We start from the raw sequence: 21,427 nt of genomic DNA on the forward strand, positions 1-21,427 counted from the left end.
AACACGTGTCCAACGAAAACAACCCGCAGAACGACTCCCAGATCCAGTCCAACCAGGACAAGCCCGAGCTCGAAACCGGTCTGGACGCTCTTGTCCGTGAATCTTCTGCGCCCGCCCCGGCCGCGCCATCGGCAAGCGCCGCGCCGGCGCCGCAGGTGCAGACCCCGCGCGATCTCACCCAGCTGCGGGTCGAGAAGAGCTGCTCGCGCGGGCTCGCCGGCTGGCTCGGCCAGCACCGGCTGTCGCTGGCGATCACCTCCTACCAGACCGGCCGCATCTATCTGGTGGGCAGCGACCGGCAAGGCCGCGTATCGTTCTTCGAGCGCATCTTCGAGCGCGCGATGGGCGTGGTCGGCAACGCCCAGCGCATCTACCTGGGCGGCCTGTACCAGCTGTGGCGGTTCGAGAACGTGCTGCGCCCGAACGAGGTCATCCACGGCCAGTTCGACAAGTGCTACGTGCCGCGCAACGCGCAGACCATCGGCGACCTCGACATCCACGAGCTGGGCATCCGCAAGGACGGCCGGGTGGTGTTCGTCAACACCAAGTATTCCTGCCTGGCCGAGCTCAGCCCCACCCACAGCTTCAAGGCGATCTGGAAGCCGAAGTTCATCAGCAAGCTGGCGCCGGAAGACCGCTGCCATCTCAACGGGCTGGCGATGGTGGACGGCGAGCCCAGGTACGTCACTGCCGTGAGCCGCAGCGACAGCGTGGACGGCTGGCGCGAGCGCCGTCGCGACGGCGGTGTGGTGATCGACGTGCAGACCGACGAGATCGTGTGCGAAGGCTTGTCGATGCCGCATTCGCCACGCTGGCACAACGGCCGGCTGTGGTTGCTCAACGCCGGCACCGGCTATCTGGGCTGGGTCGATTTCGAAAAGAAGGCGTTCGTGCCGCATGCCTTCGTGCCGGGCTTCGCGCGCGGATTGTCGATCATCGGCAACGTCGCCGCGGTGGGCCTGTCGAAGCCGCGCAACCAGCGCTTCGAAGGGCTGCAGCTGGACGAGGAGCTGAAGAAGCGCGATGCCGAGCCGTGGTGCGGGGTGCAGATCGTGTCGCTGGCCAATGGTGATGTCACCAACTGGATCCGTTTCGATGGCGACATCACCGAGATCTTCGACATCAGCTTCCTGCCCAACGTGAAGCACCCGATGATGATCGGCCTGCGCACCAACGAGATCCGCGACCTCATCACCTTCGAATCCGAAATCCCCGTGGAGGCGGCCGTCGCATGACCCGCGCGCATCGCATCGCCCTGCTGCTGGCCGGCCTGCTGCCGATCGGGTTGCTGCAGGCCCAGACCAAACCAGCCGCGCCCGCGCCTTCCGCAGCCAAGCCCGATCCGGTGGCCGCGACCTTCAAGGCCTGGGACAAGAATGGGGACGGCCAGCTCTCGCTGGCTGAGTTCCGCGCCGGCTGGGAGCAGATGCAGGCCGCGCTGCGGGTGGAACAGGCGCTGCGCCGGCAGTTCGCGACGCTCGATGCCAACCACGACGGCGCCATCGATGCCAGCGAATACGGCAACCTGGTGCTGATCAAGCAGGCCGGCAAGGCCGCGCCGCCGCTGGCCCGCTTCGATGCCAATGGCGATGGCAAGCTCGACTTCTCCGAATACGTGAAGCTGGTGCAGGCGCTGGCGCCGCAGCAGGACGTGAGCAAGGGCGGCAAGAAGTGAAGGTCGAGATCATCCCGGTCTGGAAGCAGGTGACCCCGGCGCTGACCGAGGAGGTGGTCGCGTTCTGGCGCGAGCACAAGGCGATCGCTGACGAGGCGGTCGCGCGGGCACGCGCACAGCAGCTGGTCTGCATCGCGCGCGACGAGGCGGGCGCGGTGTGCGGGGTCGGCACCGCGGTGCTGAAGGTGCTGCCGCGGCTGCGCCAGCCCACGTACTACTACCGCCAGTTCTTCGCCCCGCAGCTGCGCGGGCGGGGATACATCCGCGACTTCTTCCTGCGCTGCAAGCAGGTGCTGCACGACTACAACGCCAGCTTGAAGACGCCGGAAAGCCTGGGCATCCTGCTGGAAATCGAAAATCCGAAGATCGCCGCAGCCTATAAACGTGCGGTAGAGCACGGTTTCGATGCCGTGTTCATCGGATATTCACCACGCGGCCTGCCGCTGCGCGTGTCGTACTTCGACGACGCCGTCCTGCAACCGCCGGTCCGCCTGAGGGCGCCGGCGGCCGCGGCGAGTGGCAGGGACGTCGCCCCTCACAAGCGCAATACACCCCTTCCCGCCGCGGGGGTCGCGGCGGGTTCGATCACCACGGAGAATGCGTCATGAAAGTCCAAGCAAGTCTGTTGTGCCTCGCCATCGCCTCCGCCCTCGCCGTGACCGCGGCCCCGGCCGATGCGGCGGCGCTCCAGAAATCCGCGGTGGTCGCCCGCGCCAATGCTCTGGTCGGCAGCCACGCCACCCTTGCCCGCAAGGCGGCAGGCGATGCCCTCGTCGTGCGCGATGTGATCGTCGATGCCGACGGCACCGAGCACGTGCGCTATGACCGCACCTACAACGGCCTGCCGGTGATCGGTGGCGATATGGTCGTGCATTCGCGCAATGGCCGCCTGAGCGGAATCAGCCAGACCCTGTCCAGTGCGGCGCGTCCAGGCCTGACTGCTCGCATCAGCCGCGACCAGGCGATCGTCGAAGCCGGCGCCCACTTCGGCACCCATTTCCTCGGCGCGCCGACCGCGCGCACCGTGGTCTACGCCGCGGGCATCGCCCCGGTGCTGGCGCATGAAGTGGTGTTCCACGGGATCAAGGCCGACCAGACCCCGACCGAGATGCACTACATCGTGGACGCCAACAGCGGCCGCATCCTCAACCAGTGGGACGGCATCGAAACCGCGCGTCCCGGTCCGGGCGGCAGCAGCACCTGCAGCACCCCGGCCGTGGGCACCGGCAAGACCCTGACCCTGGCGGACGTGACGATCAATACCGCCCAGTGCAGCAGCACCAGCTTCCAGATGGTCGATCTCACCCGCGGCGGCGGCGCCACCCATAACATGGCGATGAAGACCTCCGGCATGGGCACGGTGTTCACCAGCACCACCAACATCTGGGGCAACAACCTGCTGAGCAATTCCCAGACCGTCGCCGCGGATGCCCATTACGGCGTGGCCACCACCTGGGATTACTACAAGAACACCTTCAATCGTAATGGCATCGCCAACGACGGCAAGGGCGCGATCAGCCGCGTGCACTATGGCCGAAACTACGCCAATGCGTTCTGGAGCGACTCCTGCTTCTGCATGACCTTCGGCGACGGCGACAACGGCGCCAGCATCCTGCCGCTGGTGGCGCTGGACGTGGCTGCCCATGAAATGAGCCACGGCGTGATGAGCCGCACTGCCAACCTCACCTACAGCGGCGAATCCGGCGGCCTGAACGAGGCCAACTCCGACATCTTCGGCGCCATGGTCGAGTTCTACGCCAACAATCCGGAGGACACGCCGGATTACGTGATCGGCGAGGAGCTGTTCCCGAACAACGCCAACCTGAGCAAGGCGATCCGCTGGATGTTCAAGCCGAGCCTGGATGGCGTTTCCAAGGACTGCTACTACAACGGCATCGGCAGCATCGACGTGCACTACAGCTCCGGCCCGGCCAACCACTTCTTCTACCTGCTGGCGGAAGGCGCGGTGGTGCCGGCGGGCTTCGGTCCTGGCACCTGGGCCAACCTGACCCCGGCCGCGCTGGTGTGCAACGGCAATACTTCGCTGGTCGGGATTGGTCGCGCCAAGGCCGCCGCGATCTGGTACAAGGCGATCACCACCTACATGACCAGCAGCACCAACTACGCCGGCGCCCGCGCCGCGACGTTGAATGCCGCTGCCGCCCTGTATGGCAATGGTTCGCCCGAGTACAACGCGGTGGCCGCGGCATGGAGCGCGGTCAACGTGAACTGACCGGCAGACGGCGTTGCGCAGATGGAAACGGCCCGCGTCAGCGGGCCGTTTTCTTTGGGGTGGACCCTGCGATGTTGGCCGGCGCCGTCCGGGACATCGCCCGGACACCGCCCGGAAGCTGCCTGGGTCAGGCCGCCTGCACGATCCGCAGCGGGTTGTTCCACTCCTTCAGCAGCTCGGCCTGGCGGGCCATCGCCTTGCGCAGGTGCGCTTCCTTGACGTGGCCGTAGCCGCGGATGTGCTCGGGGATGCTGGCGATCTCGGCCGCCAGATCCACGTTGCCGGCATCGAGCGTCTCGAGCAGGCCGCCGATGGTCTGCGCGTAATCGTCGATCAGGGCGCGCTCGGTGCGACGCTCCGCGGTGTAGCCGAACACGTCCAGCGGGGTGCCGCGCAGGAAGCGCAGCCTGGCCAGCACGCGGAATGCGGTGAACATCCACGGGCCGTATTCGCGCTTCTGCAGCTGGCCCTGCGCGTTCTTCCTGGCCAGCAGCGGCGGAGCGAGGTGAAAGCGCAGGGTGTAGTCGCCTTCGAACTGCTGCTCGATCCGGCGCATGAACTCGCCGCTGGTGTACAGGCGGGCCACTTCGTACTCGTCCTTATAGGCCATCAGCTTGAAGAAGTAGCGGGCCACGGCTTCCGTCAATGCGGTCGAACCCGGCGCGCGCGCGGTTTCCGCGGCGCGGACGCGGGCCACGAAATCCGTATAGCGCCGCGCGTAGCGGGCATTCTGGTAGTCGGTGAGGAAAGCGGCGCGGCGCGCGATCACCTCGTCCAGCGAGCGCGACAGGCGCGCATCCTCGAGGGCCGGGAAGATGCCCGCCTCGCCGTGATGACTGGCCGGCACATGGCGCAGGGCGTCGCCGTCGCGCAGGTCGGCGGTCTGCGGGGTCAGGCCGGATTCGCCGGCATCGTTGTTGGTGGCGCCCAGCAGCGGCAGCGTATGCGGCGTGGCTTCCGCGGCGGTCGGCACATTGCGCACGATGCCGGCGGCCGCGACGACGGCCTCCAGATCCACCGCCGCCAGTCGGCCCCAGGCGAACGCGGTCTTGTTCATTTCCACCGCGGCGCCATTGAGTTCGATGGCGCGCATCAGCGCATTCAGCGAGATCGGCACCAGCCCCTGCTGCCAGGCATAGCCCAGCATGAACAGGTTGGCCGCGATGGCGTCACCCAGCAGGGCGGTCGCCAGCCGGGTGGCGTCCACCATGAGCGGCTCCTGCCCGGCGAGTGCAGTGCGCACGGCCTGCACGATGTCGGCGGCGGGGAACTGCAGGTCCGGGCGGGTGGTGAAGGTGCCCGGCATCGCCTCGTAGGTGTTGAGCACCACCGTGCTGCGCCCGGCGCGGATCTTGGACAGCGCCCAGTAATCATTGACCACGACCATGTCGCAGCCCAGCACCAGGTCGGCCTCGCCAGCGGCGATACGCACGGCGTGGATGTCGTCTGGGCAGCGGGCGATGCGCACGTGCGTGGTCACCGCGCCGCCCTTCTGCGCCAGACCGGTCTGATCGAGCACGGTGGCGCCCTTGCCTTCCAGATGGCCGGCCATGCCCAGCAGCGCGCCGATGGTCACCACCCCGGTGCCGCCGACGCCGGTGATCAGGATGTTCCACGGACGCGCAAGATCGGTGCGTACGTTCGGCAGCGGCAGAGTGGCCAGGCGTTCGGCCGCGCTCGCCTTCTTGCCTTTGCGCAGCTGGCCGCCGTGTACGCTGACGAAGCTGGGGCAGAAGCCCTCCACGCAGCTGTAGTCCTTGTTGCAGTTGCTCTGGTCGATCTCGCGCTTGCGGCCGTATTCGGTTTCCTTCGGCAGCACGCTGACGCAGAAGCTCTTGGCGCCGCAGTCACCGCAGCCCTCGCACACCAGCGAATTCACGACGATCCGCTTTTGCGGGTCGGGCAGTTTGCCGCGCTTGCGGCGACGGCGCTTCTCGGTGGCGCAGACCTGGTCATAGATCAGGATGCTCACTCCCTTGACCTCGCGCAGCCGCCGCTGCACGGCATCGAGGTCGCGGCGGTCGTGGAAGGTGACGCCGGCCGGGAAGATCGACGGGTCCGTCCACTTGTCGATGTCGTCGGACACCACCGCGATCGTCTGCACGCCCTCGGCGCGCATCTGGTGGGCGATCTGCGGCACGGTCAGGACGCCGTCCACCGGCTGGCCGCCGGTCATCGCCACCGCGTCGTTGTAGAGGATCTTGTAGGTGATGTTCACGCCGGCGGCGATCGCCTGGCGGATCGCCAGCGAGCCGCTGTGGAAATAGGTGCCGTCGCCCAGGTTCTGGAATACGTGCGGCGTGTCGGTGAACGGCGCCTGCCCGGCCCAGGTGACGCCCTCGCCGCCCATGTGGGTGAAGGTGTCGGTGCGGCGGTCCATCCAGGTCACCATGTAGTGGCAGCCGATGCCGGCCATTGCGCGGCTGCCTTCCGGCACCTGGGTGCTGGTGTTGTGCGGGCAGCCGGAGCAGTAGTGCGGCACGCGCGGGAAGTTGGCGCGCGGCAGCGCCAGCTCGCCCTCTTTCTGCGCCATCCACTGCAGGACCTGTTGAATGCGCTCGGCCTGGCCGCCCTCGACCAGCCCCAGCCGCAGCATGCGGCGGCCGATCACCCCGGCAATCGTCGCCGGTGTCAGCTCGCCGGTCGAGGGCAGGATCCACTCGCCGGCTTCGTCATACTTGCCGACGATGGATGGCCGCGCGCCCCAGGCGGCCGGCCAGTTGTAGAACTGCTCCTTCATCTGGCGCTCGATGAAGGCCTTCTTCTCCTCGACCACCACGATGTCGGAGAGGCCCTGCGCGAAGCGGGCGATGCCCTGCGGCTCCAGCGGCCAGGTCATGCCGACCTTGTACACGCGGATGCCGATGTCGCGACAGGCGGTCTCGTCCAGCCCGAGGTATTCCAGCGCCTGCAGCACGTCGAGGTAGCTCTTGCCGGTGGTGACGATGCCCAGGCGGGCGCGCGGAGAATCCAGCACCACGCGGTCGATGCGATTGACCCGCGCGAACGCCTGCGCCGCCTTCACCGCGTAGCGGTGCAGGCGCATCTCCTGCTCCATCGGCGGGTCGGGCCAGCGGATGTTGAGGCCGCCCGGCGGCATCTCGAACTCGTCCTCGCCCGGCAGCACGATCTGCAGCGCGAACGGGTCCACCTGCACCGAGGCCGAGGATTCCACCGTCTCGGCGATCGTCTTGAACCCCACCCAGCGGCCGGTGAAGCGGCTCATCGCCCAGCCCAGCACGCCCATGTCCAGGATGTCCTGCACCCCGGCCGGGTTGAGCACCGGCATCATCGCGCTGACGAATTCGTCCTCGCTGCCGTGCGGCAACGTGGAGCTGCGGCAGGCGTGGTCGTCGGCGGCCAGCGCCAGCACGCCGCCGTACCGCGAGGTGCCGGCCGCGTTGGCGTGCTTGAACACGTCGCCGCAGCGGTCCACGCCCGGACCCTTGCCGTACCACAGGCCGAACACGCCGTCGTGCTTGGCGCCCGGGAACAGGTTCACCTGCTGGGTGCCCCACACCATGGTGGCGCCGAGGTCCTCGTTCAGACCCGGAGTGAACGTCACCTGTGCCGCCTCTAGGTGCTTCTTTGCGCGCCACAGCTCCAGATCGAATCCGCCCAGCGGGCTGCCGCGATAGCCGCTGATGAACCCGGCGGTGTTCAGTCCGGCGCGCTCGTCGCGCAGGCGCTGCATCAGCGGCAGCCGCACCAGCGCCTGCACGCCGGACAGGTAGATCCGGCCCTGGGTGCGCCGGTATTTGTCTTCCAGCGTGTAGTCGGTGTCCAGCACGTCGTGGGTCAGCAGCGATTTTGCGGATTCGGGCGAGGACAGCTCGGCGGTGCTGGTCATGACGGCCTTCCTGTAAACGGCGAAAACGCCGCGTGCGCGGCGTTTGAACGGACATTGCGTAGTTTACCAGCCGCGGCCGGCAGGCCCCGGGCGCATCCTCGCCTGGAATCGGTTAGGATCGCGCCTGCGCGGCGCGATGCGCGCGGACGCGCAGGACATCACGCTTGAAGGGAGAGCAAGCCGATGCGTTACATCCTGGGGCTATTGCTTGCAATCGCGCTGGCGTCGCTGCCGCTGGGGAGCGAGGCGGTGAATCCGCGCGCGGCGCGCAAGCTGGTGGAGTCCACCCTGCTGGTCAGCGGCAAGATCGTGATCGCGCCGGATGGCGCGGTGAAAGAGTACAAACTGGACGATACGCGGGCGCTGGGTGCGCCGCTGGAACAGTTTCTCGATGCCAACATCCGCCGCTGGCGGTTCGAGCCGGTGGTGCTCGATGGCGTCGCCGTGACCGTCAAGGCCCCGATGCGGATTCGCCTGGTCGCCACTCCACAGGAGGGCGGCGGCATGCAGGTGCGCATCGCCGCCACCTGGTTCGGCAGCGATGATGATGGACGGCCTGCGACCGACTTGCCGCGCTCTGACAGCTTGAAGCCACCCGTGTATCCACGCGAGGCCCTGATGCTCAATGCCCAGGGGATCGCCTACGTCATCGTGCAGTTTGGCCGCGATGGCAAGGCGCAGGAGGCGGCCGTGGAGCGGGTCAATCTGCGCACGCTGGGCACCGAGCAACAGATGGCCATGCTGCGCAGGCAGTTCGCGGAGGCCGCGCTGCGCGCCGCGCGCACCTGGACCTTCCTGCCACCGACCACCGGCAAGGAGGCGGAGCGGGACACTTGGTTAGTGCGGGTTCCGGTGGATTTCCGGACCAACCTGCCACAGCCCAAGCCTTGGGAGTGGCAGAGCTACATCCCCGATCCGGAGCTGCATGAGCTGCCGTGGGCGCGCGAGCAGCTGCGGATCGCGGGCTCGCCCGAGGCGTTGCCAGAGAATGCCGTGTCCCCGCTGCTGGAGCAGCCGAGGATCCGCCTGCTGAACGCGCCGGGAACCTAAGCGCCAGCCCGGCCGCTGCCGACCGCGCCGACGTTCACGGTTCGGCGCGGCCGGCGATCCAGGTGGCGCGCACCTGCGCGTCGGCATCCAGCCATACCAGGTCGGCGCGGTAGCCAGGCGCGATCCGGCCGTGGCTGTGGCCAAGACCCAGGAACTCCGCCGGATATTCGGCGGCCATCCGGCAGGCCTCCTCCAGCGTGAGATCGAGCAGGCGCACCGCGTTGCGCACGGCGCTGGCCATGTCCAGCGCGGAGCCGGCCAGCGCGCCCGCGGCATTGCGCACCACCCCGTCCTGCGCGGTGATGGTCTGGCCATAGAGCGTGAACGCGGGGGAGGCGGCGCCGACCATCGGCATCGCATCGGTCACCAGCAGCACCTTGCCGCGCGGCTTGGCCTTGAGCGCGATGCGCAGGCTGGCCGGATGCACGTGCACCCCGTCCACGATGATCCCGCACCAGCAGTCCGCGTCGTCCAGCGCCGCGCCGACCGCGCCGGGCGCGCGCCCCGTGAGCGGCGACATCGCGTTGTACAGGTGGGTGACGCCGCGGATGCCGGCGGCGAAGCCGGCGCACATCTGCTCGTAGCTGGCATCGGTATGCCCGGCGCATACGATCGCGCCGCGTGCGACCAGGGCGCGAATGGACTCCGTCGGCACCCGCTCCGGGGCCAGGGTGATCAGGGTGACGCCGTCATCCAGCGCGGTCGCCAGCGTGATGTCGTCGGCATCCGGCACGCGGAAGCGGGCGGCGTCGTGGGTGCCTTTGCGCGCCGGCGCCAGGTACGGGCCCTCCAGGTGAATGCCGAGTACGCCGGGGACGCCCTGCGCGATCGCAGCACGCACCGCCGCGACCGCGCACCGCATCACTTCGGTCTCGTCGCTGATCAGGGTGGGCAGCAGGCCGGTGGTGCCGAAGCGCCGGTGCGCGCGGGCGATCGCGGCGATGCCTTCGACGCTGGGCGCGTTGTTGAACAGCACCCCGCCGCCGCCATTCACCTGGATGTCGATGAAGCCGGGCGCCAGATAGCCGCCTTCGAGGTCGATGCGGATCCCGCCCCCAGGCGGATCGCCATGCAGCACGGCGACGATATGGCCGTCCTCGACCACCACGCAGACTTCAGGCTCGAACCCGCGCTCGGTCAGGACACGGCCGTTGTGGAAGACCAGCGGTTGCATGCGCGGACGGGGGCGGGCGACGGCCACGGGCCGGGCCTGCAAGCCTACCCGCACCCCGCCGGGCTGCGATAGTCTTGGAGCTCGACGCATGCGTTCGGGGGAATGGCATGGCCGTGTCGGATCTGCGGGTGATGGTGGTCGAGGACCACGGGTTTCAGCGCAGGATTGCGCTGCGGCTGCTGGCCGAACTGGGCATCGAGCGCATCCTGGAGGCCGCCGACGGCCTGCACGCGCTGGACGTGCTGCGGCATCAGCCCAGCCCGCCCGACGTGGTGCTGGTGGATCTGGACATGCCGGGCATGGACGGCATCGAATGCATCGGCCAAATCGCGCAGGAGCATCTGGCGCGTGCGCTGGTGGTGGTCAGCGCGCTCGACCCCGCCCTGCTCAACACCGTGCAGAGCATGGCCCGTGCCTACGGGCTGCGGGTGCTGGGCAGCGTGGAAAAGCCGCTGACCCGCGACAAGCTGCACGAGGTGCTGGCGCGGTTTGGCGAGCACGTCGGCGAGACGCCGATCGAAGTCGCCTGCGATTTTGGCGTGCCCGCCCTGCTCGCGGCGCTGGCGCACGGCGAGATCGTGCCGTGGTTCCAGCCGCAGGCCGAGATGGGCAACGGCAAGATCGTCGGGGTGGAGGCGCTGGCGCGCTGGGAGCGCGGCGACGGCAGCGTGGTGCGCCCGCTGCAGTTCGTGCCGCTGCTGGAGCGCGAAGGCCAGGCGCAGGCGCTGACCGAGCGCATGCTCGACGAAGGCTGTCGCTGGCTGCGGCGGTGGAATCGCGACGGCATGCGGCTGACCCTCTCAGTCAACGTCTCGCCGCTGGCGCTGGCCGACGCCCAGGCCGCCGACCGCTACCAGACGATCGTCGAAAGCCACGGCCTCAAGCCGGATGACGTGATGCTGGAGATCACCGAGAGATCGGTGATGGCGGACGTCGCCGGCGGGTTGAGCGTGCTGGCGCGTCTGCGCCTGAAGGGCTTCGGGCTGTCGATCGACGATTTCGGCACCGGCTATTCCTCGCTGGCGCAGTTGGCGCAGGTGCCCTTCAGCGAGCTCAAGATCGACAAGGAATTCGTCTGCGGCGCGCATCGGCAGCCGCGCAAGCGGGCGATGGTGGAGGCCAGCCTGGACCTGGCGCGCAAGCTGCGTCTGGCCACGGTGGCGGAAGGGGTGGAGAGCGCCGAGGATTGGCAGCTGCTGGCCGAGCTGGGCTGCGAGGTGGCGCAGGGTTGGCTGATCGGGCGTCCGGTGCCGGGCAGCGAGCTGCCCGCCGCGATCGCGCGCTGGCGCCGGCCGCTGGCCTGAGCGCGCGCCCCACTTCCGCCTGCCTTCGGGACGAACATGCGCCTGACCGCCCTGCGCCACAGCATCCGCAAGCAGCTGCTCGCGTTGTTCGGCCTGATCCTGGTCACCGGCGCGCTGGCGCTGGTGCTGGATCAGTTTCAGCAGTATCTGGCCGAGCGCGCGCTGGTGGCGATGCGCGACGACGTGCTGGCCGGCATGCGGCGCATCCGCCGGCTGTCCAATGCCTACGAAATGGACCTGGTGGACACCACCTTTCGTACTCGCAACTATCTGATCGACTGGCAGCAGGCGGCGGCCACGCTGGCGCGCGCGCAGGACACCGCCGCCGCCGAATGGCAGGCGCTGCAGGCGATGCCGTTGGATCCCGAGAGTCGCGCCCTGGTGGAGCAGGCCCTGCGCGAGCGTGTGCGCGCGGATCGCGCGCTGGCGGAGCTGCAAGACATCGTGCGCCGCCAGGACATCCTGGCGCTGGGCCGGTTCGCGGATCATGAGCTGTATCCGGCGGTGGACCCGCTGGTGGCCAGGCTGGAGCAGATCCAGCTGCGCGGGCAGGCGCGCGCGGATGCGCTGGTGCGACAGGAGCTGCATCGTTCGGCGTGGTTTGGGCGCGCGCGCATCGGGCTGTTGCTGCTGTGCTTCGTGCTGGTCGCGCTGTTCGGCCGGCGCGTGCTGCGCAACGGGTATCAGGGAATCGAAAGCCTGATCCAGCTGGCGCGCGACATGGCCCGCTACGACTACACCAGCCTTCCGCGCTTTCGCCCGCGCGGCGAGCTGGGCGAGGTGATGGAGAGTTTTCTGCACATGCGCGAGCAGGTGCGGCGGATGGAAGCCCAGCTCACCGACCAGCTCGCGCGCAATGACAGGGCGCGGGTAGAGCTGGAGCGCCGCGAGCAGTTCCAGCGGTTGCTGCTGGAGGCGGCGCAGACCGCGATCTTCGTGGTGGACGAGAACGGGGTGTTCGCGCAGGTCAATCCGTTCGCTGAGAAGCTGCTGGGCTGGCCGGCCGGAGCGCTGGTCGGGCGCGAACGGCTGGATGCCATCCTCGACCCGGAGGCGCTCGGCGCGTTGGCGCGCGCGCTCAGTGAGGCCTACGGTCAGGCCATGCCGGCCGACTGGACCGCGCTGCGTGCGCTGGCGCTGCACTGCGAGCCGCCGCGCGAGTTCGCGCTGCGGCACCGGAGCGGGCGAACCCTGCCGGTGTTGCTGGCGCTGTCGGCGATGCGCAGCGATACCGGTGAGCTGCTCGGCCTGCTGGGAGTGGCCGCCGATCTCACCCAGCGCAAGCGCCTGGAGCGCGCCCTGCGCGACAGCGAGCAGCGCGCGCACGAGGCCAGTCGCGCCAAGAGCGCGTTCCTGGCGGCCATGAGCCACGAAATCCGCACGCCCATGATCGGCATCACCGGCATGCTGGAAGTGCTGGGGCACACCCCGCTGGATCCCGAGCAGCGGCGCGCGCTCGAAGTGATCCAGACCTCGGCCGACACCATGCTGCGGATCATCGGCGACATCCTGGATTTCTCCAAGATCGAAGCCGGGCGGATGGCGCTGGAGCCGGCCCCCACCGATCTTGCCGAACTGGTGCGCAGCCTGGCCGCTGGTTATTCCGGCGCCGCCTCGGCCAAGGGGCTGGTGCTGGAGTGCCGGATCGCCGAGGGGCTGGCGCCTGCCTATGCGGTCGATCCGGTGCGCCTGCGCCAGATCGTGGGCAACTTCCTGTCGAATGCGATCAAGTTCACCGCGCAGGGCCGCGTGACGCTCAGTCTCGGGATCGACAGCAGCGTTGCGGACGCGGGTCCGCTGGGCAGCGATGCGCTGGTGGTGGAAGTCGCCGACACCGGCATCGGCATCAGCGCGCAGGCGCAGGCGCGGCTGTTTCAGCCATTCGCGCAGGCCGAGGCCGATACCACCCGCCGCTTTGGCGGCACCGGGCTGGGCCTGGCGATCAGCCGCCGACTCGCCGAGCTGATGGGCGGGCGGATCGAGATGGAGTCCACGCCCGGCAAGGGCACCCGCATTCGGTTGCACCTCACCCTGCCGCGCGCGCCGGCCGAGGCGCTGGCGCCGCCCGCGCGCCTGCGCCTGGGTCGCGTTGTCTCCCGCCGGCCGCCGAGCGTGGCCGAAGCCGAGCGCCAGCGTCGCCTGATTTTGCTGGTGGACGATCACGCGACCAATCGCGAGGTGATCCAGCGCCAGCTGGCGCTGGCCGGGTATGCCTCGGAAACGGCCGCGGATGGGCTGGAAGGTCTGCAGCGCTGGCGCAGCGGCCGCTATGCCCTGCTGCTGGTCGATCTGCATATGCCGCGGATGGACGGGTATGCCCTGGCGCGCGCGCTGCGCGAGGAAGAAGCGCGGCGCGGCCTGCCGCGCACGCCGATCGTGGCGCTCACCGCGGCCGCGCTGAAAGGCGAGGCCGAACGCTGCCTGGCCGCAGGCATGGACGATTATCTGGCCAAGCCGGTCGGGATCGCCGCGCTCGGCGCCTGCCTGCAGCGCTGGCTGCCGCATGCCGACGCCGGCGCGCGCATCGAGCAGACCCAGGACGCAGGCATCCACACGGAAGACGGCGCCCAGGCCAAAACCGGCGCAGCGACCGCTGCGGCGCAGGTACTGGACGCAGCGGTGCTGGCGGAGCTGGGGGGCAACGATCCAGACGCGGTACGCGCGATACTGCAGGACTTCCTCGCCACCACCGGTGACGACCTGCGCGCGCTGGAGCGCCTGCACGAGGCCGGCGACCTGTCCGCCCTGACCCGCCAGGCGCACAAGATCAAGGGCGCTGCCGCCCTGGTGGGGGCGCAGCGGCTGGCCGCGGCCGCGGCCGCGCTGGAGGCGGCCGGACGATCTGGCGACGCAGCCCGGCTGCCGACGCTGATCGCCGATCTGCGCAGCGCCGCGCAGCAGCTCCAGCAGCATGTGCCGACATCGCCGCGTGGGTGATCGCGCGGACTGCGCCAGGCGTATAGGCGGTGGCGATGCGATCCGGTTCGGAGCCGTGCGATCAAGACCCGGCGGCTGGCGTGTTCCGTGGGCGGAGAAACCACACCGGCCACCCAGCGTGGTGCAGGAGCTGCCCGCGCGACAGCCGGTTCTTCTGCGTGCGCTGGCGGCCCGGGCGGGAGCGCGTTCGACTACCATTCCGCCCAGGTGCGCGCGCACCAGCAGAACGCCTCTGCTGCACTGGCTGGGCGAACCCTGATTCCTTCCCCATGGATACCTTGCGATGCGCGAACTGATCCTGCTCCGCCACGCTCATGCCGAGCCCGCCGCCACCGGCCAGGACGATCGTGATCGCCCGCTGTCTGCGACCGGCCTGGCCGAAGCGCGCGCCGCCGGCGACTGGCTGCGCCAGCATGGGCTGCGCCCCGACCGCGTGCTGTGCTCGCCCGCCCTGCGCACCCGCCAGACCCTGGCCGCGCTGGGTGAGCTGGGCTGCAGCGACGTGCGCGAGGAGCCGGCGATCTACGAGGCCAGCCCCGGTACCCTGGCGGCGCTGGCCGATGCCCATGCCGATGCTGCCTGCCTGCTGATCGTCGGCCACAACCCGGGGCTGGAGCGGCTGGCGGCGCTGCTCTACAGCGGCCAGTCTGGAGACTATCGGGGGATGCCGCCGGGTGCGATCGCGGTGCTCGCGTTCCCGATGGATGCCGCGATCGAGCCCGGCGCTGCCCGCCTGGCGCGTTTCTGGTGGCCGTGACCGCATGCGCCGGGCGTGGGACAGCCGCTGGCTGGCGGTCTGGCTGGTCCTGCTGCTGTGCTCGGGTTGCGCCACGTTGGGCCACGCCCAGCGCGACGCTGCCGCCGAAATCGCGCAGGCGGCGCGCAGCACCCGGGTGGACTGCGCCCGCGTGGATGCCTGCGCCACGCCCTCGCCGGTGCTGGACATGGCGCGCACGGTGTGGGCGGCGTCCACCGCGCAGGCCCCGCATCACCGCGCGCTGATTCTCGACAATGCCCCGGATGCCCTACTGCTGCGCATCCACCTGATCCGCAGCGCGCGCCGCAGCATCGAGCTGCAGACCTACATTTTCGATGAAGACGATTCCGCCCAGCTGGTGATGGACGAGCTGGAGGCGGCTGCCTTCCGCGGGGTCAAGGTGCGCATCCTGATCGACCAGCTGGCGGCCTTGCGCAAGGTGGAGACGCTGGCTGCGCTGGCTTCGCTGCACGCCAACTTGGAGCTGCGGCTGTACAACCCGGTGCTCGACCGCGCGCACCTGGCGCTGCCGATGTACGCGGTCGCCTCGCTGTGCTGCTGGCGCCAGCTCAACCGGCGCATGCACAACAAGCTGTTGGTGGTGGACGGGCTGGTCGGGATCGTCGGCGGGCGCAACTACCAGGACGACTATTACGACTGGGGCGAGGACTACAACTTCCGCGACCGCGACCTGCTGCTGGCCGGGCCGCAGGTGGCGGCGATGCAGGCCAACTTCGAGGCATTCTGGCGCTCGCCGCGCAGCGTGCCACCCGCGCGTCTGGGCGATGTGGCCCGCTACCTGCGCCGCTACGGCGCGCCGACTACGCCGCCGCACCATCCGTTCCGGCGTCCCGAGCGGGTGCGCGCGCTGCTCGCCCAGGTCGATGATCCGGCGCTGCTGCACGAGCGCTTCGTGACCCCTGCGCTGGAGGTCGGCGGGGTGTCGTTCATTGCCGACCTGCCGGGCAAGCACCGCGACGACACCTTCGCCGACCTGCCGGCAGACCAGGCCGTGGGGGCCGCCAGCCACGGCCTGCTCGGGCTGGTGCAGGGCGCGCAGCGCGAACTGCTGCTGCAAACGCCCTATCTGGTGATATCCAGGCCCGCGCAGCAGGCGTTCCGCGCCCTGCACCAGCGCGCGCAGCCGCCGCGGATTCTGATCTCCACCAACAGCCTGGCCGCGACCGACGCCTTCATCGCCTACGCGATGTCCTACAAGTACAAGCGCCGCTACCTGCGTGATTTCGGCTTCGAAATCCACGAGTTCAAGCCGTTTCCGGGGGATGTCCCGTTCGAGCTGGGAGAGACCGGGGCCGCGCTGGAGCGCGAACCGGAAGCGGAGCCAGGCGCCGCCGCAGGGGAGCAGGCGGATACCGCAGGCGCGCCGGCCGCCATCGGCTCCGGCAGCCGCCTGCTGGAGCGCCGCCTGGCCAAGCGCGGCCTGCGCAGCGAGCCGGTCAGCGAGGCCGCACGGCTGTCGCCGTTCGCGTCCTCCGGCGGGTTGCCGGTGCGGCTCAAGCGCGCCGGCCTGCGCATGGGCCTGCACGCCAAGTCGATGGTGGTGGACGAGCGCGTGGGGGTGGTCGGCACTCACAACTTCGATCCGCGCGGCGACACCCTCAACACCGAGAGCGCGGTGGTGATCGCCGACCCCGCCTTTGCCCGCATGCTGGCGCAGAGCATCCTGCGCGACATGGCCCCGGCCAATGCCTGGACCATCGGCCGCCGCGACGAGGGGCCGCTGCTGCCGGGGGTGGAGTACACCCTGGCCAAGCTCTCCGAGCGGATGCCGATCTTCGACCTGTGGCCGCGCAAGTACGCCACCAGCTTCGATTACGTGCCCGGCCCAGGCTGCCTGCCGACCAGCACGCCGCCCTCCCCGTTCGCCGCCGACTTCCGCCGCTGCAACCACCCGGTGGGCGATTTCCCGGAGGTGGACCTCGGCCTGAAGTGGCTGGGCGTGCGCCTGTTCACCGCGTTCGGCTCGGGCCTGTCGCCGATTCTTTGAGACGGTGCGCGTTGCATGCGCGGCGGCAGCGATGCCATGCTTGCCTGCCCCGTCCGCGCTCGCGCCGTGCAGGTGTCCCCGTCATGCAGACTCCGAGTTTCACCTGGCCACCGGAGGCCTCCCTGGAGGCGCTGAATGCGCGTTCGCGCGGCACGCTGATGGAGGCGCTCGGGATCGTGTTCACCGAGCTGGGCGACGGCTATCTGCGCGCGATCATGCCGGTTGCGCCGCAGACCCGGCAGCCGTACGGCCTGCTGCACGGCGGCGCCTCGGTGGCGCTGGCGGAAACCCTGGGCAGCAGCGCCGGGATGCTGATGGCCGGCGGCAATGCGGTGGTGGGCCTGGAGATCAACGCCAACCATCTGCGCGCGGTGCGCAGCGGCACCGTCATCGGCACCGCGCGACCGTTCCATCTCGGGCGCAGCACCCAGGTCTGGGAGATCCAGATCGAGGACGAGGGCGGGCAGGCGGTCTGCATCAGCCGGATCACCCTGGCGGTGCTGCCGGCGCCGCCGCGCGGATAGGAGCCGCCGATGCGTGATTCCGTCGCCACCAGGCATCGGGTATCGTGCCCTTCCATGAAGTCGTCCCCCGAATCTTCCGCCCTGCGCGCGCGCGCGGTGTGGGTGTGGCGCTATGCCTATCGCGCGCCGCTACTGGTCTGGCACCTGCTGGTCCATTTGCCGATCACCCTCCTGCTAATCGCGCTTGGGCGCGGCGGCTGGTTGTCGCACGCGATGGTGCGCTGGTGGTCGGGCGGCCTGCTGCGGGTATTCGGCCTGCGCGTCCGCCGCGAAGGCGCGCCGCTGCCGGGCGGCACCCTGTTCGTGGCCAACCACGTCAGCTGGGTGGACATCGTGGTCCTGCACTCGCAGCACATGATGGGCTTCATCGCCAAGTCCGAGATCCGCCGCTGGCCGCTGGTGGGCTGGATCACCACCCATGCCGAGACGCTGTTCCTGGAGCGCGGCAACGGAGATTCGCTGGGCCGGGTGATGGCGGAAATGGTGCGGCGTCTGCGCGCCGGTCGCGCGGTGGCCGCTTTCCCCGAGGGTGGAACCCGCGACGGGCATGCGCTGGGGCCGTTCCATGCCCGCATCTTCGCGACCGCAGTGGAGGCGAATGCCCCGGTGCAGCCGGTGGCGCTGTGCTACGGCAGCAAATGCGAAGCGCAGACGATCATCGCCTTCGCCCCACGCGAGAGCTTTCCCGCCAACTTCCTGCGCCTGCTGGGCGAGCCGTCGCGGCCGGTGCGCGTGTGTTTCACCATGCCGATAGATCCAGGCCGGCACGATGGCCGCCGCGGCATCGCCGAGGCGGCGCGCGCGCAGGTACTGGCGGCGATGCAGGCGGGCTGAGGATGCCTCGGGCCCCGGTGCGGTCCGCCTATGCGCCGCCGGCCTGGCTGCGCAACCCGCACCTGCAGTCGCTGCTGGCGTCCAGCCCGCTGCGCGCAGCGCAGGCCCGGCGCCGCCTGCGCCAGGTGCCGGCCACGCATACCCAGACGCTATTGGAGCTGGAAGAAGGCGTGCGCCTGCTCGGCATCGCCAGCGTGCCGGCCGGGCGCATGCCGCGCGCGCTGGCGCTGCTGCTGCACGGCTGGGAGGGCAGCGCCGACTCCAGCTACATGCGGCTGACCGCCGCGCAACTGCTGCGCGCGGGCTTTGCGGTGTTCCGGCTCAACTTCCGCGATCACGGCAATACCCATCATCTGAACGAAGGGCTGTTCCACTCCAACCGGCTGGACGAGGTGGTGGCCGCGGCGCGCGCGGTCGCATCCCGCTGGTCGCATCTGCCGATGTTCGTCGCGGGATACTCGCTGGGCGGCAACTTCGCCCTGCGCCTCGCCCTGCGTGCGCGGCAGGCCGGGTTGCCGCTGCACGGGGTGGCGGTGGTTTGCCCGCTGCTGGATCCGGCGCGCACGATGGATAGCATGGAGATCGGCCCGGCGGTGTACATGCGCCATTTCGAGCGCATGTGGCGACGCTCGCTGGCGCGCAAGCGCGCGCTGTTCCCGCAGGCGCATGGCTTCGACGATGCGGTGCTGCGCCTGCCGATGCGCGCGTTGACCGACTGGATGGTGCGGCATGCCACCGAGTTTCCTTCGCTGGCCGCCTATTTCGACGGCTATTCGGTGGCCGGCGAGCGCCTGCGCGCGCTGCCGGTGCCGGCGGACATCCTGATGGCGGCGGACGATCCGGTGATTCCACTGGAGGAGTTCCACCACATCGCGGCGTTCCCGAACGTGCGCCTGGAGCTGGCCGCGCACGGCGGCCACTGCGGCTTCATCGAACGCGCCAGCCTGGACGGCTACAGCGAGCGCTGGGTGGCCGCGCGCTTCCTGGCGGCGCTGGATGCGCGCGATCCCGCCGTAGAATCGGCGGGTGATCCCGACCCGTGTGATCCCGACGGAGAGTATGACCATGCATCTGCGTAGCGACAGTTTCGAGCATCGCCAGCCACTTTCTGCGGAGTTCGCCATGGGCGCGCCCGGTGGCGGTTTCGGCGGCAACCGCAATCCGCATCTGGCCTGGGACGCGGTGCCGGCCGGCACGCAGTCGTTCGCGCTGCTGTGCATCGACCCGGATGCGCCGACCGATCCAGCACTGGTGGCGGATGCCTCCACTCCGATTCCGGTCGCGCATCCGCGCGGCGATTTCGTGCATTGGGTGGTGGCCGACATCCCCGCCGACGTGCGCGAGATTTCCGCGGGCAGCTGCAGCGACGGCGTCACCGCCCGCGGCAAGTCGGCCGGGCGGGATGCTGGCGGGATGCGCGGGCTGAACGACTACACCGGCTGGTTCGCGGGCGATCCGGACATGGGCGGGCAGTATTTCGGCTATGACGGCCCGTATCCGCCCGCGCACGACCTACGCGAGCATCGCTATTTCTTCCGCCTGTTCGCGCTGAATGTGCCCAGCCTCGGGCTGACGCAGCCGTTCACCGCCGCCGACGTGCTGCGCGCGATGCACGGCCATGTGCTGGCCGAGGCCGCCATCTACGGCACCTACAGCCTGCACCGCTGATCCCGGCGCGGCGCGCGGCGGCGCTCACAGGATGTAGCGGCTCAGGTCCGGATCCTGCACCAGCGCGCCCAGGCGCGCGTCCACGTCGGCGCGGTCGATGCTGACGCTGCCGCTCTTGTCGGGCGCCTCGAAGCTCAGGGTTTCCAGCAGCCGCTCCAGCACCGTGTGCAGGCGCCGCGCGCCGATGTTTTCCTGGCGCTCGTTGACCTGCGCGGCAATCTCGGCGATGCGTTCGATCGCGGCATCGGTGAACGTCAGCGTCACGCCCTCGGTGGCCAGCAATGCCTGGTATTGGGTGATCAGCGCCGCCTTCGGTTCGGTCAGGATGCGCACGAACTCCTCCTTGCCCAGCGCGGTGAGCTCCACCCGGATCGGAAACCGGCCCTGCAGCTCGGGGATCAGGTCGGATGGCTTGGCCAGGTGGAACGCGCCGCTGGCGATGAACAGAATGTGGTCGGTCTTCACCGGCCCGTATTTCGTGCTCACGGTGCTGCCCTCCACCAGCGGCAGCAGGTCGCGCTGCACCCCCTCGCGGGAGACATCGGCACCATAGCCTTCACTGCGCTTGGCGACCTTGTCGATTTCGTCGATGAAGACGATGCCGTGCTGCTCGCAGGCTTCGATCGCGGCCTCGCGCACGTCGTCCTCGTTGATCAGCTTGGCCGCTTCCTCTTCGATCAGCAACGGACGCGCGGCGGCGATGCTCATGCGCTTCTTATGGGTTTTGCTGCCAGAGAGCTGGGCGAACATCTGGCGCAGCTGCTGGCCCATTTCCTCCATGCCGGGCGGCGCCAGGATGTCCACGCCCACGTTCATGCTGAGGTCGAGCTCGATCTCACGTGCGTCCAGCGCGCCATCGCGCAGCTGCCGGCGCAGCTTCTGGCGGGTCGAGGAGTCCTGCGCCGACGGCTCGGCAGCGATGTCCACCGTGGTGGTGGCGGGATTGAAGCCGAATGTGGGCGGCGCCTCGCGCCTGGGCAGCAGGGCATCCAGGATGCGTTCCTCGGCGCGCGCCTCGGCCTGCGTGCGCACGCGCTGCTTGGCGCGCTCGCGCTGCTGCTTGACCGCGACGTCGGCCAGATCGCGGATGATCTGCTCCACGTCCTTGCCGACGTAGCCGACCTCGGTGAAGCGGGTGGCCTCCACCTTCACGAACGGCGCGTTGGCGAGGGTGGCCAGGCGGCGCGCGATCTCGGTCTTGCCCACGCCGGTGGGACCGATCATCAGGATATTTTTGGGCATCACCTCGTTGCGCAGCTCCGGCGGCAGCTGCGCGCGTCGCCAGCGGTTGCGCAGGGCGATCGCCACCGCGCGCTTGGCGGCGTGCTGGCCGACGATGTGGCGGTCGAGTTCCGCGACGATCTCGCGCGGGGTCATGGAGGAGGAATCGGTCATCGTTGGTTTCTCGGTTGC

16 protein-coding genes are annotated in these 21,427 nt (G+C 69.5%); 13 read left to right on the plus strand and 3 right to left on the minus strand.

The window, feature by feature from the left end; genetic code table 11:
* Positions 1 to 5 precede the first annotated feature (5 nt).
* The 4 genes from ML342_RS04185 to ML342_RS04200 are packed head-to-tail and all read left to right on the plus strand — an operon-like array spanning position 6 to position 3,908.
* Positions 6 to 1,235 carry a TIGR03032 family protein gene (locus ML342_RS04185; protein ID WP_240125671.1) on the plus strand — a complete coding sequence of 410 codons (1,230 nt, stop codon included), beginning with the start codon at positions 6 to 8 and terminating at the stop codon, positions 1,233 to 1,235.
* The gene (locus tag ML342_RS04190; protein WP_240125672.1) at positions 1,232 to 1,675 is read left to right on the plus strand and encodes an EF-hand domain-containing protein; all 444 of its coding nucleotides are present in this window, start codon (positions 1,232 to 1,234) and stop codon (positions 1,673 to 1,675) included. The genes ML342_RS04185 and ML342_RS04190 overlap by 4 nt, the downstream gene beginning before the upstream one ends.
* The gene (locus ML342_RS04195) at positions 1,672 to 2,283 is read left to right on the plus strand and encodes a hypothetical protein (protein WP_240125673.1); all 612 of its coding nucleotides are present in this window, start codon (positions 1,672 to 1,674) and stop codon (positions 2,281 to 2,283) included. The genes ML342_RS04190 and ML342_RS04195 overlap by 4 nt, the downstream gene beginning before the upstream one ends.
* Entirely contained in the window at positions 2,280 to 3,908 is a 1,629-nt protein-coding gene (locus ML342_RS04200) for a M4 family metallopeptidase (protein ID WP_240125674.1), read from the plus strand. Before ML342_RS04195 ends, ML342_RS04200 begins: the two co-directional genes overlap by 4 nt.
* Positions 3,909 to 4,035: 127 nt before the next feature.
* Here the strand turns inward: ML342_RS04200 and ML342_RS04205 are convergent, their stop codons facing one another.
* A complete protein-coding gene (locus tag ML342_RS04205) occupies positions 4,036 to 7,698 on the minus strand; it encodes an indolepyruvate ferredoxin oxidoreductase family protein (RefSeq protein ID WP_439655155.1) in 3,663 nt (1,220 codons plus the stop codon).
* 243 nt (positions 7,699 to 7,941) lie between these two features.
* Between ML342_RS04205 and ML342_RS04210 the strand changes: the two genes are divergently transcribed.
* Positions 7,942 to 8,808 carry an energy transducer TonB gene (locus ML342_RS04210; protein WP_240125676.1) on the plus strand — a complete coding sequence of 289 codons (867 nt, stop codon included), beginning with the start codon at positions 7,942 to 7,944 and terminating at the stop codon, positions 8,806 to 8,808.
* A 34-nt stretch (positions 8,809 to 8,842) separates the two neighbouring features.
* On the opposite strand, the gene nagA is transcribed toward ML342_RS04210, so the two are convergent.
* Positions 8,843 to 9,982 carry an N-acetylglucosamine-6-phosphate deacetylase gene (nagA, locus tag ML342_RS04215; protein WP_240125677.1) on the minus strand — a complete coding sequence of 380 codons (1,140 nt, stop codon included), beginning with the start codon at positions 9,980 to 9,982 and terminating at the stop codon, positions 8,843 to 8,845.
* Positions 9,983 to 10,089: 107 nt separating this feature from the next.
* Between nagA and ML342_RS04220 the strand changes: the two genes are divergently transcribed.
* From ML342_RS04220 to ML342_RS04255, 8 genes are all read left to right on the plus strand, one after another.
* Complete coding sequence (locus ML342_RS04220; RefSeq protein WP_240125678.1) at positions 10,090 to 11,286, plus strand: EAL domain-containing response regulator; 1,197 nt, start codon at positions 10,090 to 10,092, stop codon at positions 11,284 to 11,286.
* Positions 11,287 to 11,322: 36 nt separating this feature from the next.
* Positions 11,323 to 14,223, plus strand: a complete 2,901-nt coding sequence (locus tag ML342_RS04225; RefSeq protein WP_240125679.1) for an ATP-binding protein — start codon at positions 11,323 to 11,325, stop codon at positions 14,221 to 14,223.
* Between the two features lie 283 nt (positions 14,224 to 14,506).
* Positions 14,507 to 14,980, plus strand: coding sequence for a SixA phosphatase family protein (locus tag ML342_RS04230; protein WP_240125680.1), 474 nt, complete (start codon positions 14,507 to 14,509; stop codon positions 14,978 to 14,980).
* Between the two features lie 4 nt (positions 14,981 to 14,984).
* A complete protein-coding gene (locus ML342_RS04235) occupies positions 14,985 to 16,988 on the plus strand; it encodes a phospholipase D-like domain-containing protein (RefSeq protein WP_240125681.1) in 2,004 nt (667 codons plus the stop codon).
* A gap of 83 nt (positions 16,989 to 17,071) precedes the next feature.
* Positions 17,072 to 17,512: a hotdog fold thioesterase gene (locus ML342_RS04240; RefSeq protein ID WP_240125682.1), complete on the plus strand. Its 441-nt coding sequence runs from the start codon at positions 17,072 to 17,074 to the stop codon at positions 17,510 to 17,512.
* 54 nt (positions 17,513 to 17,566) lie between these two features.
* The gene (locus tag ML342_RS04245; RefSeq protein WP_240125683.1) at positions 17,567 to 18,346 is read left to right on the plus strand and encodes a lysophospholipid acyltransferase family protein; all 780 of its coding nucleotides are present in this window, start codon (positions 17,567 to 17,569) and stop codon (positions 18,344 to 18,346) included.
* Between the two features lie 2 nt (positions 18,347 to 18,348).
* Positions 18,349 to 19,425 (plus strand): YheT family hydrolase, encoded by a 1,077-nt coding sequence (locus ML342_RS04250; protein WP_240125684.1) that lies wholly within the window; start codon positions 18,349 to 18,351, stop codon positions 19,423 to 19,425.
* Positions 19,412 to 20,014: a YbhB/YbcL family Raf kinase inhibitor-like protein gene (locus tag ML342_RS04255; RefSeq protein WP_240125685.1), complete on the plus strand. Its 603-nt coding sequence runs from the start codon at positions 19,412 to 19,414 to the stop codon at positions 20,012 to 20,014. The genes ML342_RS04250 and ML342_RS04255 overlap by 14 nt, the downstream gene beginning before the upstream one ends.
* A 24-nt stretch (positions 20,015 to 20,038) precedes the next feature.
* Here ML342_RS04255 and hslU read toward each other — a convergent pair whose 3' ends face one another.
* Positions 20,039 to 21,409: an ATP-dependent protease ATPase subunit HslU gene (hslU, locus tag ML342_RS04260; protein WP_240125686.1), complete on the minus strand. Its 1,371-nt coding sequence runs from the start codon at positions 21,407 to 21,409 to the stop codon at positions 20,039 to 20,041.
* Positions 21,410 to 21,427 lie beyond the last annotated feature (18 nt).

Source organism: Thermomonas alba, from assembly GCF_022419205.1.
Lineage (GTDB): Bacteria > Pseudomonadota > Gammaproteobacteria > Xanthomonadales > Xanthomonadaceae > Thermomonas > Thermomonas alba.

Excerpts from the sequence above, each read along its gene's own strand:
- ML342_RS04190 (WP_240125672.1), top strand. The coding sequence starts at position 1,232 with ATGACCCGCGCGCATCGCATCGCCCTGCTGCTGGCCGGCCTGCTGCCG.
- ML342_RS04200 (WP_240125674.1), top strand. The coding sequence starts at position 2,280 with ATGAAAGTCCAAGCAAGTCTGTTGTGCCTCGCCATCGCCTCCGCCCTC.
- ML342_RS04210 (WP_240125676.1), top strand. The coding sequence starts at position 7,942 with ATGCGTTACATCCTGGGGCTATTGCTTGCAATCGCGCTGGCGTCGCTG.
- nagA (WP_240125677.1), bottom strand. The coding sequence starts at position 9,982 with ATGCAACCGCTGGTCTTCCACAACGGCCGTGTCCTGACCGAGCGCGGG.
- ML342_RS04220 (WP_240125678.1), top strand. The coding sequence starts at position 10,090 with ATGGCCGTGTCGGATCTGCGGGTGATGGTGGTCGAGGACCACGGGTTT.
- ML342_RS04225 (WP_240125679.1), top strand. The coding sequence starts at position 11,323 with ATGCGCCTGACCGCCCTGCGCCACAGCATCCGCAAGCAGCTGCTCGCG.
- ML342_RS04230 (WP_240125680.1), top strand. The coding sequence starts at position 14,507 with ATGCGCGAACTGATCCTGCTCCGCCACGCTCATGCCGAGCCCGCCGCC.
- ML342_RS04235 (WP_240125681.1), top strand. The coding sequence starts at position 14,985 with ATGCGCCGGGCGTGGGACAGCCGCTGGCTGGCGGTCTGGCTGGTCCTG.
- ML342_RS04240 (WP_240125682.1), top strand. The coding sequence starts at position 17,072 with ATGCAGACTCCGAGTTTCACCTGGCCACCGGAGGCCTCCCTGGAGGCG.
- ML342_RS04245 (WP_240125683.1), top strand. The coding sequence starts at position 17,567 with ATGAAGTCGTCCCCCGAATCTTCCGCCCTGCGCGCGCGCGCGGTGTGG.
- ML342_RS04250 (WP_240125684.1), top strand. The coding sequence starts at position 18,349 with ATGCCTCGGGCCCCGGTGCGGTCCGCCTATGCGCCGCCGGCCTGGCTG.
- ML342_RS04255 (WP_240125685.1), top strand. The coding sequence starts at position 19,412 with ATGCATCTGCGTAGCGACAGTTTCGAGCATCGCCAGCCACTTTCTGCG.
- hslU (WP_240125686.1), bottom strand. The coding sequence starts at position 21,409 with ATGACCGATTCCTCCTCCATGACCCCGCGCGAGATCGTCGCGGAACTC.